The organism is Streptosporangium sp. NPDC002544, assembly GCF_040295965.1.
Taxonomy (GTDB): Bacteria; Actinomycetota; Actinomycetes; order Streptosporangiales; family Streptosporangiaceae; genus Streptosporangium.
Window position 1 is genome coordinate 25,737 of sequence record NZ_JBEOWJ010000029.1, and the last position, 11,330, is coordinate 37,066.

11 protein-coding genes are annotated in these 11,330 nt (G+C 72.2%); 9 read left to right on the forward strand and 2 right to left on the reverse strand.

Features of this window, described 5'->3' with window-relative positions:
• The first annotated feature begins 243 nt into the window (after window positions 1-243).
• On the forward strand, window positions 244-1,848 hold the full coding sequence (locus tag ABT061_RS34625; protein ID WP_350926012.1) for a fatty acyl-CoA synthetase: 1,605 nt from the start codon (window positions 244-246) through the stop codon (window positions 1,846-1,848).
• A gap of 120 nt (window positions 1,849-1,968) precedes the next feature.
• Here ABT061_RS34625 and ABT061_RS34630 read toward each other — a convergent pair whose 3' ends face one another.
• Window positions 1,969-2,142 (reverse strand): hypothetical protein, encoded by a 174-nt coding sequence (locus tag ABT061_RS34630; protein WP_350926014.1) that lies wholly within the window; start codon window positions 2,140-2,142, stop codon window positions 1,969-1,971.
• 4 nt (window positions 2,143-2,146) lie between these two features.
• On the reverse strand, window positions 2,147-2,578 hold the full coding sequence (locus ABT061_RS34635; protein WP_350926016.1) for a pyridoxamine 5'-phosphate oxidase family protein: 432 nt from the start codon (window positions 2,576-2,578) through the stop codon (window positions 2,147-2,149).
• Window positions 2,579-2,734: 156 nt separating this feature from the next.
• On the opposite strand from ABT061_RS34635, the gene ABT061_RS34640 reads away from it, so the two are divergent.
• The 8 genes from ABT061_RS34640 (at window position 2,735) to ABT061_RS34675 (ending at window position 11,304) form a co-directional block, all read left to right on the forward strand.
• Window positions 2,735-3,100 carry a hypothetical protein gene (locus ABT061_RS34640; protein WP_350926018.1) on the forward strand — a complete coding sequence of 122 codons (366 nt, stop codon included), beginning with the start codon at window positions 2,735-2,737 and terminating at the stop codon, window positions 3,098-3,100.
• 332 nt (window positions 3,101-3,432) lie between these two features.
• Complete coding sequence (locus ABT061_RS34645; RefSeq protein WP_350926020.1) at window positions 3,433-4,752, forward strand: phosphoribosyltransferase family protein; 1,320 nt, start codon at window positions 3,433-3,435, stop codon at window positions 4,750-4,752.
• Window positions 4,753-4,812: 60 nt separating this feature from the next.
• Window positions 4,813-5,082: a metal-sensitive transcriptional regulator gene (locus tag ABT061_RS34650; protein WP_030914234.1), complete on the forward strand. Its 270-nt coding sequence runs from the start codon at window positions 4,813-4,815 to the stop codon at window positions 5,080-5,082.
• Window positions 5,083-5,331: 249 nt separating this feature from the next.
• Window positions 5,332-6,729 carry an MBL fold metallo-hydrolase gene (locus ABT061_RS34655; RefSeq protein WP_350926022.1) on the forward strand — a complete coding sequence of 466 codons (1,398 nt, stop codon included), beginning with the start codon at window positions 5,332-5,334 and terminating at the stop codon, window positions 6,727-6,729.
• The gene (locus tag ABT061_RS34660; protein WP_350926024.1) at window positions 6,726-7,331 is read left to right on the forward strand and encodes a rhodanese-like domain-containing protein; all 606 of its coding nucleotides are present in this window, start codon (window positions 6,726-6,728) and stop codon (window positions 7,329-7,331) included. Before ABT061_RS34655 ends, ABT061_RS34660 begins: the two co-directional genes overlap by 4 nt.
• Entirely contained in the window at window positions 7,328-8,092 is a 765-nt protein-coding gene (locus ABT061_RS34665) for a sulfite exporter TauE/SafE family protein (protein WP_350926026.1), read from the forward strand. Before ABT061_RS34660 ends, ABT061_RS34665 begins: the two co-directional genes overlap by 4 nt.
• Window positions 8,093-8,531: 439 nt before the next feature.
• Entirely contained in the window at window positions 8,532-10,817 is a 2,286-nt protein-coding gene (locus ABT061_RS34670) for a heavy metal translocating P-type ATPase (protein WP_350926028.1), read from the forward strand.
• A 154-nt stretch (window positions 10,818-10,971) separates the two neighbouring features.
• Entirely contained in the window at window positions 10,972-11,304 is a 333-nt protein-coding gene (locus ABT061_RS34675; protein ID WP_350926031.1) for a YciI family protein, read from the forward strand.
• Window positions 11,305-11,330: the final 26 nt, after the last annotated feature.

Below are 11,330 nucleotides of genomic sequence, written 5' to 3' on the forward strand. Positions count from 1 at the left end.
CCTGAAGGCCGAAGCCCGGGACGCCGAGGGCAACCGCCTCAAGCAGACCGGCACCCGGCTGTTCAACCCGCGCTGAACCGTCCGCTGAGCGAAGAGTCTGCCGGGTGGCGGGGATCTCCCCGCCCCCGGCAGCTTCGTGTGCGGGTGGCAGTCGCCGGTCAAAACCCTCTGCGCGCCGGGAAAGGGCGGATATCGCTACGCTTACCAGAAGTTTTGTCTGTAGCAGGCACTCTGGAGAAGCCCATGTCTCTTGCCGGAGCCCCGGAGCGGGCGGATGTCGCGCTCGCCCGCCGTCAATCGCTGGCCGACCTGCTTCGCCGGTCCGCCCGGCGTCATCCCCACCGGCTCGCCGTGTCGGACGGCGTGAGCAGCCGTACCTACGCCCAGCTCGACGAGGACGCCGGCAGGATCGCCAACGCGCTCCTGGAAAGAGGGGTGCGCCCCGGCGACCGGGTGGCGGTGCTCTCGCGCAACAGCATCGCGTACGTCCAGACGATCTTCGCCGTCGCCCGGGCGGGTGCCGTACTGGTGCCGATCAACTTCATGCTCCGGGGCGAGGAGGTCGGATATGTCGTCGGTCACTCCTCCGCCGTCGCCCTGATCGCGCAGGATGAGCTCCTCCCGGTCGCCGAAGAGGCGATCAAGGCGACGGACCGCCTGCGGACACGGATCGTGTACGGCGAGACGACCGGAGACTGGGAGCCGTTCTCGGCCCTGCTGGACCACCGGGACTCCCGCGAGCCCGCGCTGCCCATCGCGCCGGACGACCCGGCCCAGATCCTCTACACCTCGGGCACCGAGTCGCGCCCCAAGGGCGCGGTGCTGTCCCATGCCGCGCTGATCGCCCAGTACGGCAGCTGCGTCATCGACGGCGGCATGGACCGCGACGACGTCGAGCTGCACTCGATGCCGCTGTTCCACTGCGCGCAGCAGCACTGCTTCCTGGTGCCCGACATCCAGCTCGGAGCCTCCAGCGTCATCCTGCCCGGACCCGACCCGGCCGCGGTGCTCGCCGCGATCGAGAGTCACCGGGTGACCAAGTTCTTCGCGCCGCCCACGGTCTGGATCGCCCTGCTGCGCCACCCGGACTTCGACAGGCGCGACCTCTCCTCGCTGCGCAAGGGCTACTACGGAGCGGCGATCATGCCCGTGGAGGTGCTCCGGGAGATCGGTGAGCGGCTGCCCGGGGTGCGCCTGTGGAACTTCTACGGCCAGACGGAGATGGCGCCCGTCGCCGTCATGCTCCAGCCCGAGGACCAGATCCGCAAGGCCGGATCCGCCGGTCAGGCCGCCCTGAACGTGGAGACCCGTGTCGTGGACGCCGAGGGCAGGGACGTGCCCGCCGGCGAGATCGGGGAGATCGTCCACCGGAGCCCGCACGCCATCCTCGAATACCTCGACGACCCGGAGAAGACCGCCGAGGCGTTCCGCGGCGGCTGGTTCCACTCCGGCGATCTGGGGACCATGGACGAGGAGGGCTACCTCACGGTCGTCGACCGGATCAAGGACATGATCAAGACCGGCGGGGAGAACGTCGCCAGCCGCGAGGTCGAAGAGACGATCTACGAACACCCCGCCGTCGCCGAGGTGGCGGTCGTCGGGGTCAGGCATCCGAGCTGGATCGAGGCGGTCGTCGCGATCGTGGTGGCCAAGGCCGGTGCGGCCGTCACCGAGGAGGAACTGCGGGCGCACGCCCGTGAGCGGCTGGCACCGTTCAAGGTTCCCAAGGCGTTCGCGTTCGTCGACGCGCTCCCGAAGAACCCGAGCGGCAAGATCCTCAAGCGTGAACTCCGGGAGCGGCACGGCGAGCTCGCGGACCGGATCGCCGACGCGGGCGCCAGGCGCTGAGACCCCGGGATGTCATCCGCCGTACGGGCGGCACGCACCCGGCCGCCCGTACCGGCGGTGCTCGCCGACGTGGCCGGGTGCGCGCCCGCCACCTCGGAAGACCGGCCGTGCCCAGCCGGTTCACCCTGCCGCGGGGGCGGGGTGTTCCATCCAGCACCCGGTGAACTCGCGGCAGCGGTCATCGGCGTCAAGCCGGATCACCCACAGGTCGCTGTATGTGCGGTCCGGATAGGCGGTGCGCCCCTGGACGATCGCCACCTCGTCGGTGACGGTCACCGGACGCCGGTCGAACACGGCCTCACCGGGCTTGGTCGTCGACGGGCCTGGGCGAGATGCGACGGCCGGTGAGGTGGCCCGTCTGCACCAGGATGTAGTGGTCCCGGCTTGCCGGTGCCCAGGTGGTCAGGGGCAGCCGGGCCAGGCGTTCGATCTCCCGCGACTCGTACACGGCTCGCGCGGGCCCCACCGCGGTGACCGACCAGCCGGTGCGCGCCGACGGATCGAAGTCGTCGGCCTCGAAGGCGACGATCGCGTCGCGGGCCGCCGCGGCGAGCTTGGAGCCGATGGTGGTGCGGATCACCACCGTCTCGCCGTCGAGGACGAAGTTGACCGGCTGCACGGCCGGAAGGGCACGGTCGGTGAACACGATCCGTCCGATCGAGACCGAGCCCAGGAGTTCGAGGCACTCCGGCCGGGAAAGCACTTCAAGGCCTGCCGAGTCGAGCTTCATGCCTCCCAGGCTGCCCGTCGGCGTACCGGGGACGTTAGGGGCTAAAGTCCTGTCATTGGCGGTGTTCGGCCTTCGGGGAGGTCCGCGGTACGCGTTCAACGCCGTTGCCGTCCCGGTTTCAGCTGGCCGGCCCCTCCCCATGTGATGATCGTGACCATGGCCGACATCGAGTACGTCGAGTACGCCGGGGTTCTGGACGGTGACGACCACATGACCATGGCGCGCGTCCTGGAGGTCTGGGCGGGTGGTCCGGTCCGCGTCGCGCTCCACTTCTTCGGCTGGGAGATCGACTACGACAGCGAGATCATCTCGGTCTACGCCCAGCCCGTGAACCGTCGTGACCAGGAGCCCCATTACCTGCTGTCCGGCACCCTCAAGGCGACGGCCGCCGAGGCCGAGGCCCGCCTGAGGGCTCTGATCGCCGCCTGTGGCGAGGTGGGCATCGGCTGCGAGCTCGAATACCTGATCGTGGACGAGAACGGCCGCGTGCTCGAAGAGCGCGAGGGCGGCATCGTGTCCTGAGCCTTCATCCCCGTGAATCCCCGGGGGAGCGGCGCTCCGACAGCGGTTGGGAAGCGGGCCGATACTCGTGAAATGGGTCCGCCTGGCCGGTTGTTCTCCTATATGGGACTCCGAACCGGGGCCTTTCGCCCTTGCGAACCGGGGCCTTCAGCCCTGGCGCCGGGATGTCCCGGCGGCTGACATTGGCTGTTGGGGGTGAGGTCTCGCCGTCGGCTGTGAGGAGGGCCGCGGCGACCGATGGGCGGCCGGTTGCCCGGTGAAGCCGGACGCGGACGTGATCTCGAGGCTCCGCAGGTGAGCGGAGGTGCGCGGGGCGTCGGAAGGGGGGCGTGGTGTTCGCCGATCGTCAGGATGCGGGCCTGCGGCTGGCCGAGCGGTTACGCGGGTCTGTCGGTGCTGATGAGGAAGTGGTCGTTCTGGGTCTGCCCAGGGGCGGCGTGCCGGTGGCGTTCGAGGTGGCGCGGGCCCTTGACGCGCCACTGGACGTGATCGTGGTCCGCAAGCTCGGGGTGCCGTTCCAGCCGGAACTCGGGTTCGGCGCCGTGGGGGAGGGCGGGGTCCGCGTCATCAATCACGACATCGTGCTGCTCACGGAGCTCACCTACGCGGAGACGACCGAGGTGGAGGAGTACGAGCGGGCCGAGGTCCTGCGCCGCGCGCGCCAACTGCGCGGCGACCGCGCTCCGGTGGACCTGACGGGCCGCACGGCGATCGTGGTGGACGACGGGGTCGCCACCGGGGGGACGGCGCGTGTCGCCTGCCAGGTCGCCCGGGCGCGGGGCGCCTCACGGGTGGTGCTGGCGGTGCCGGTGGGGTCACCGGAGACGATCGCGAGCCTGCGCGAGGTCGCCGACGAGGTGGTCTGCCTGCGGACACCGGAACGCCTTCTGGCGGTCGGCGTCTGGTACATCAATTTTTCCCAGACCACCGATGAGCAGGTGGCCGAGCTGCTCCGAAGGGCCGCGTCCGCGGCGGGGGAGCGCGACGGGAGCGCGACCTCCGATTCGCCGGGCCGCGACGAGGAGGTCCTGGTGGACGCCGGGCAGGTCGGGTTGCCCGGTCAGCTCGTCGTCCCGGAAGGCGCCGGGGGAGTGGTGGTGTTCGTGCACGGCAGCGGCAGCAGCCGGCACAGCCCGCGTAACCGGTACGTGGCCGGCGTGCTCAACGGCGCCGGTCTGGGGACGCTCCTGTTCGACCTGCTCACCCTGGAGGAGGGGGCCGACAGAGGCAACGTGTTCGACATCGGGCTGCTGGCCGAAAGGCTCGTCCGGGTGACCGGCTGGCTGGGCGAGCAACCTTGGGCGGCGGGCCTTCCTGTCGGCTACTTCGGAGCGAGTACCGGAGCGGCGGCCGCGCTGTGGGCGGCGGCGGAGCCGGGCTGCGAGGTCGCCGCCGTCGTCTCCAGGGGCGGGCGGCCCGATCTGGCCGGGCCGCGGCTGCCCGAGGTGCGGGCGGCGACCCTGCTGATCGTGGGAGGTGCCGACGGGATGGTGGTCGACCTCAACCGGGCCGCGCAGGAACGGTTGCGCTGCGAGAGCCTGCTCCAGATCGTCCCCGGCGCCACCCACCTGTTCGAAGAGCCGGGGGCACTCGAAAGCGTCGCCGCCCTCGCCCGCGACTGGTTCACCGGTCATTTCGGACCGCCGGCGTGAGGTCTTTCACACCGCACCCATGTACCCCCGGGGGTATATTGGGGGCGGAGGTGAGGCGGGATGGAGATGGACGCGACGGTCCTGTCGGACGCGCTGACACGACTCAAGCGGGCCCAGGGGCAGCTGGGCGGAGTGATCGCGATGATCGAGAACGGGGACGACTGCGAGCGGGTGCTGACCCAGTTGGCGGCGGTCTCCAAGGCGCTGGACCGGGCCGGATTCAAGATCATATCGACGGGCATGCAGCAGTGCCAGATGGCACGCGAGCGCGGCGAGCAGCCGCCGATCAGCCAGGAGCGGCTGGAGAAACTGTTCCTGGCCCTGTCGTGACCCATCGCGTCCCGCCCGCCGCGCGGTGGGCGGGACGTGATGGGAGGCATGGCATTTTCCTGTCCGGAGGATACCCCCCTGGGTATATTCGCACCGAAGTGGGGTGAACACCCTCCGTGACGCGGTCCCGGGCGGGCCGCCGCGGCGACGCCGGACACACATCCGGCGGGAGCTCGCCGACCGGCCTGAAACCCGGGCCCGGCCGGTCCTCACCTACCGGCGAAGACGACAACGACGAAGTGAGAGGCGATGATGACGACGATCGAGACAGTGGTGGTGGAGACCTCCTCGCTGGGGGACCGCAGCTATCTGGCCCACGACGGGCGGGTGGCGCTGGTGGTCGACCCGCAACGGGACATCGACCGGATCCTGGCCCTGGCCGGCCGGCTGGGCGTGCGCGTCACCCACGTGGCCGAGACCCACCTGCACAACGACTACGTCTCCGGCGGGCTGGCCCTGGCCAGGCTGACGGGCGCGGCCTATCTGGTGGCGGCGGCCGACGAGGTCGCCTTCGACCGGGTGCCCGTGAGCGACGGCGACGAGATGGTGCTGTCACCGTCGATGCGCCTTTCCGCGGTGGCCACCCCCGGGCACACCTTCCACCACCTGTCCTACGTGCTCGGTGGCCCCGGCGGGCCGACGGGAGTGTTCACCGGAGGGTCGCTGCTGTTCGGCACCACCGGCCGCACGGACCTGCTCGGCGCCCGGCACGCCCACGTCCTGGCCCAGCACCAGCACGCCTCGGTGCGACGGCTGGCCGACCTGCTGCCCGACGGTACACAGGTCTGGCCCACCCACGGGTTCGGCAGCTTCTGCTCGGCCACCCAGACCGACGCCTCATCCTCGACGATAGGACGCGAGCGTGGCGCCAACCCGGCGCTGCGGCTGGAGGCCGACGACTTCGTCACCCAGACCCTCGCCGGGCTGGACGCCTACCCCGCCTACTACGCCCACATGGGCGCCAGGAACACCGCCGGTGCGGACCTGGTCGATCTGACCCCGGCGAGGCGGGCCGACGCCGCCGGGCTGCGCGCGCGTATCGACGCCGGTGAATGGGTGGTGGACCTGCGCTCGCGCAAGGCGTTCACCCAGCGGCACCTGGCCGGAACGCTGAGCTTCGGCCTGGACGGCCCGATGTCGACCTGGCTGGGCTGGATGGCCCCCTGGGGGGCGCCCATCACGCTGCTGGGCGAATCGGCGGAGCAGGTGGCCGCCGCCCAGCGCGAGCTGGCGCGCATCGGCATCGACCGTCCGGCCGCCGCCGCGACCGGTACCCCCGAGCAGTGGGCCGGTGGCGACGGCGCCAGGCTGGGTGAGCTGACCGTCGCCACGTTCGCCGAACTGGCCGCCGTGCGCGGCGGCCGTAACGTGCGCGATCTGCCCGCCCCCGACGTCGTGCTGGACGTACGGCTGCGCAACGAATGGCGCGCCGGGCACATCGACGGCGCGACGCACCTCCCGCTACCCGAACTACCGCACCGCCTGGCCGAGATCCCGGACGGGACGGTGTGGGTGCACTGCGGCTCCGGCTACCGGGCCGCCGCCGCGAGCAGCCTGCTGGCCCGTGCCGGCCGCCGGGTCGTGCACATCGACGACAACTACTCCCAGGCGGCAGAAAGCGGCCTGACCATCGAGGAGACCTCATGACCGGCCACGACACACCCGCCACGCTGGATACGGCCGCCCTGCGCCGGCTGATGGACTCCGGGCAGACGCCCCGGCTGATCGACGTGCGCACCCCCGGTGAGTTCGAGACCGCCCACATCCCCGGCTCGGTCAACGTGCCGCTGGATCTGCTGCGCGAGCACCGTGAACGGCTGCGCGCCCACCTCGGCGGCCCCCGGCGGGAGCAGGTGGTGCTCGTCTGCCGCTCCGGGCAGCGCGCCGCGCAGGCCGCGGCGGCCCTGTCCGGAGCCGGGCAGGCGGCCCCGCGCCTCCTGGAAGGAGGCATCCTCGCCTGGCAGGAGGCCGGCGCGCCGCTCCGCACCGGCCGGACCCGCTGGGAGCTGGAACGCCAGGTGCGCCTGGTGGCCGGATCCCTCGTGCTGACCTCGATCCTGGCCAGCACGCTGTTCCCGCCGGCCAAATGGCTCGCCGCCGCGATCGGTGGCGGGCTGACCTTCGCCGCGCTCTCCAACACCTGCGCGATGGGCATGCTGCTGGCCAGGCTCCCCTACAACCGAGGCCCCCGCCGGCCCGGCCTGGAGGCGGTACTGGGCCAATTGGCGCAACGGGAGGCGACCTCTTGACGGCGGCGCTCGGCCTGGGCGCGCTGATCGGCATCCTGCTCGGGCTGCTGGGCGGCGGTGGATCGATCCTGGCGCTGCCCGCCCTGGTGTACGGGGTGGGCCTGCCGCCGGCCTCGGCGGTGCCGGCCTCGCTGCTGGTGGTGGGCGTCTCCTCGGCCACCGCCGTGCTGCCTCGCATCCAGGCGGGACAGGTGCGCTGGCGCATCGCCGTGGTGTTCGGCGGCGCCGGGGCCCTGGCCGCGTTCGGGGGCGCCGCGATCAACAGGATGCTGCCCCCGCAGGCGATCCTGATCGGGTTCGCCGCGCTCATGGCGGTGGCCGCCTGGCGGATGCTGGCCGGCGACGCCCCGGCCGGCGGGGCCTGCGCGCTGCCCGGCGGCGGGGTGAACTGGCGCAGCTGCCTGCCCAGGTCCGTCGCCGCCGGCGCGGCCGTGGGCGCGCTGACCGGCCTGTTCGGCGTCGGCGGCGGGTTCCTCATCATCCCGGCCCTGGTGCTGGCGCTGGGATTGCCGATGACGGCCGCGGTCGGCACCTCGCTGCTCATCGTGGTGGTCAACTCGGCGGCGGGGTTCGTCGCCCACGCCGATGGCGCCGACCTGGACCGCACGCTCATCGGCGCCTTCACGGTGGCCGCGGTGATCGGGTCGCTGGCCGCCGCCCGCCTGGGCCGTCACCTGGACGCCGAGCGCCTGCGCCGCTGGTTCGCCTACCTCGTCCTCGCCGTGGCCGCCTTCGTCCTGGCCCAGGGAGTGCTCAACTGATTCCTTGGCAACACGCTGACGGTACGGAAATCCATACCTGAGGGGGATCGTCATACGATGAGGACGCCGGTCCAGGAAGACCTCTCGATCTTCCCAGCCGGGCCGGGGAGACGGCACGGTCTGCTGTGACCAACGATACCCATTCCGCGGGCAACGGCCCGCGACAGGGGACGGAAGTCCCTGGTGAGGGGGTCGTTGGTCCGCTGCGGGGAACGCCGCCACGCGGTCGGATGGAGGGGGAGTCCGAGGGGGCGACGACATGACGGCGCATGTGGTGGTGGGCACGGACGGCTCGGCCCCCGCGGAGGGCGCGGTCGCCTGGGCCGCCGATCGGTCTCCCTGGCCCTGGCCGGGCGTGTGGCCGCACCGATCGTGATCGTCGCCTTGTCCACCGGCCGAAGGTCCTGATCCCGGCACGGCTCGCCAGGAGGCTGGGAAAATGGGACGTTTATCGGCCATCGCCCTTCTTGTGGGCACCATGGCCGGACTGCTGGCCGGTCTCGCGCTCCGCCTGACCGGCGCGGAGGCGGCCGCCGACATCGTGTGGGCGGTGGTCACCGGCGTGTCGCTGGTGCCCGCGGCGGGATGGGTGGTGTCGGCGCTGCGGAGCGGCCGGATGGGTGTGGACGCCATCGCCGTCCTCGCCCTGGCCGGAGCGCTCGCCGTGGGGGAGTACCTCGCCGGTGCCCTGATCGGCGTGATGCTCGCCACCGGGCGGGCACTGGAGGAGCACGCCCTGCGCCGGGCCCGCCACAACCTGACCGCCCTGTACGAACGGGCACCGCACTCGGCCCGGCGCTACGAGAACGGGGTGCCGGACCTCGTGCCGGTCGAGCAGGTTCGCCCGGGCGACCTGCTGCTGGTCCCCAGCGGGGAGATGGTCCCCGTCGACGGCGCGGTGGTGGGCGATCTCGCGCTGCTGGACGAGTCGGCGCTGACGGGTGAGTCGGTACCGGTGGAGTACGCCGCGGGGGAGGGGGTGCGCAGCGGCGTGGTGAACGCCGGTGCCGCCTTCGACATGCGAGCCACCCGGACCGCGGCCGACAGCGCCTATGCGGGAGTGGTGCGGCTGGCGCGGCAGACAGAGACCGACAGCGCCCCCGTCGTACGGCTCGCCGACCGGTTCGCCTCCTGGTTCCTGCCGGTCACCCTGCTGCTGGCGGCGGCCGCCTGGCTGCTGTCCGGCCAGCCGGTACGGGCCGTCGCGGTACTGGTCGTCGCCACCCCCTGCCCGCTGCTGCTCGCCGCACCCGCGGCCATCGCCTCCGGGCTGTCTCGCACGGCACGGCACGGCGTGGTGGTCAAGGGCGGTGGAGCACTGGAGCGGCTGGGCCAGGCACGCACGCTCATCCTGGACAAGACCGGGACGCTGACCGCGGGCCGGCCCCGGGTGATCGACGTCGTGGCCGCGCCCGGCGTCCGTACCGACGACGTGCTGCGCCTGGCCGCCGCGGTGGATCAGATGTCGTCGCACGTGCTCGCCGCCGCGATCGTCGACGCGGCCCGCGCGCGCGGTGCCGAGCTGCCGCAACCGGCCGAGATCCAGGAGAGGCCGGGCACCGGCACCACGGGGGTGGTGGACGGGCACCGGATAGAGGTCGGCAAGGCGACGACCTCCTCGCCTTCGGAGTGGGAACGGATCCAGCGGGCGCGGGCCGCGCTGGACGGGGCCATGACCGTCTGGGTGACGCTGGACGGCCGGGCGGCCGGGGTGATCCTGCTCCGCGACGCCATCCGGGCCGACGCCGCGCGGACGCTGCGGCGGCTGCGCGCCGCGGGCATCGAGCGGGTGGTCATGCTCACCGGAGACCGGGCCGAGGTCGCCGAGAGCGTGGGCGTGGTACTCGGCATCGACCAGGTGCTCGCCGAGCAGACCCCCGCGGCCAAGGTCGAGGCGGTACGGCGGGAGGCGACCGGCGCGGTGACCGTGATGGTGGGCGACGGGATCAACGACGCCCCGGCCCTGGCGGCGGCCGACGTCGGAGTGGCGATGGGGGCCCGGGGGTCCGCCGCCTCCACCCAGGCCGCGGACGTGGTGCTCACCACCGACCGCCTGGACCGGCTCGCCGACGCGATGGACGTCGCCCGCCGCTCCCGGCGCATCGCCGTACAGAGCGCGGCCACCGGGATGGCGCTGTCGCTGCTGGCCATGGTGGTGGCCGCGGCCGGAGCCCTGCCGCCCGCGGCCGGCGCCCTCCTGCAGGAGGGCATCGACATCGCGGTGATCCTCAACGCGCTACGGGCGCTGCGTCCCACGCGGGGAACCCGGCCGCTGATGGACTCCGCCACCGAATCCCTGCTGCGCCGCTTCGAGATGGAGCACTCCTCGCTGCGGCCGACCCTGGAACTGATCCGCGAGACGGCCGACGAGCTGGGCAGGGTCCCGCCCACGGCGTCACTCGATCGGCTGCGAGAGGTCCAAGCATTCCTCACCGAGCGACTGCTGCCTCACGAACGGGCCGAGGAGCAGCGGCTGTATCCGGCCATGGGGCAGGTGCTGGGCGGCCCGGAGGTCGTGATGACCATGAGCAGGGCGCATGCCGAGATCGAACGCCTGGCACGACGCCTGGGAAGTCACCTCGCCCTCATCGAGGCCGGCGGGCCGCGCCCGGAGCAGCTCGACGACCTGCGCGCCTGCCTCTACGGCCTGTACGCCGTTTTGATCCTCCACTTCGACCAGGAGGAGGAGGCCTACTTCTCCCTGGCCGCCGGTTCGTCGGCGTGACCCGGCTTGCGAAGGCGTGAACGGTGCGCATTCCCTGTCACATCCGATCGCCGCCCTGGTCAGACGAGGCGTGTCGATTTTCACCGGCCCCGATCGACGCACAGCTGGAAACCGGCGAGGATCGGTTCTCTGAGCACCCGAAGGAGATATGACGATGCGATTCCTGATGACCACCAAGGGCGGCGACGCGGCACCCCCGAGCGAGGCGGTCCACGTGGAGATGGCCGCGTTCGTCGAGGAGATGACCCGGGCGGGGGTGCTGCTGGCGACCGGTGGCCTGGACCCGGTCGGCCTCCGCGTCTCGGCCTCCGGTGGCGAGATGACCGTCACCGACGGGCCGTTCACCGAGACGAAGGAGGCCATCGTCAGCTTCGCGCTCATCGAGGCGCGCTCGCAGCAGGAGGCCATCGAGCTCTCCCGGCGCTTCTGGAAGATCATCGGCGAGGGGGAGGGCACCATCCAGCAGGTCTTCGGTCCACAGGACTGATCGGGCGCTTGCGTACCCGGCCCGGC

Coding starts and splice junctions, on each gene's coding strand:
- ABT061_RS34635 (WP_350926016.1), bottom strand. CDS start 2,578: ATGAAGCTCGACTCGGCAGGCCTTGAAGTGCTTTCCCGGCCGGAGTGC.
- ABT061_RS34640 (WP_350926018.1), top strand. CDS start 2,735: ATGGCCGACATCGAGTACGTCGAGTACGCCGGGGTTCTGGACGGTGAC.
- ABT061_RS34655 (WP_350926022.1), top strand. CDS start 5,332: ATGATGACGACGATCGAGACAGTGGTGGTGGAGACCTCCTCGCTGGGG.
- ABT061_RS34660 (WP_350926024.1), top strand. CDS start 6,726: ATGACCGGCCACGACACACCCGCCACGCTGGATACGGCCGCCCTGCGC.
- ABT061_RS34670 (WP_350926028.1), top strand. CDS start 8,532: ATGGGACGTTTATCGGCCATCGCCCTTCTTGTGGGCACCATGGCCGGA.
- ABT061_RS34675 (WP_350926031.1), top strand. CDS start 10,972: ATGCGATTCCTGATGACCACCAAGGGCGGCGACGCGGCACCCCCGAGC.
- ABT061_RS34650 (WP_030914234.1), top strand. CDS start 4,813: ATGGAGATGGACGCGACGGTCCTGTCGGACGCGCTGACACGACTCAAG.
- ABT061_RS34625 (WP_350926012.1), top strand. CDS start 244: ATGTCTCTTGCCGGAGCCCCGGAGCGGGCGGATGTCGCGCTCGCCCGC.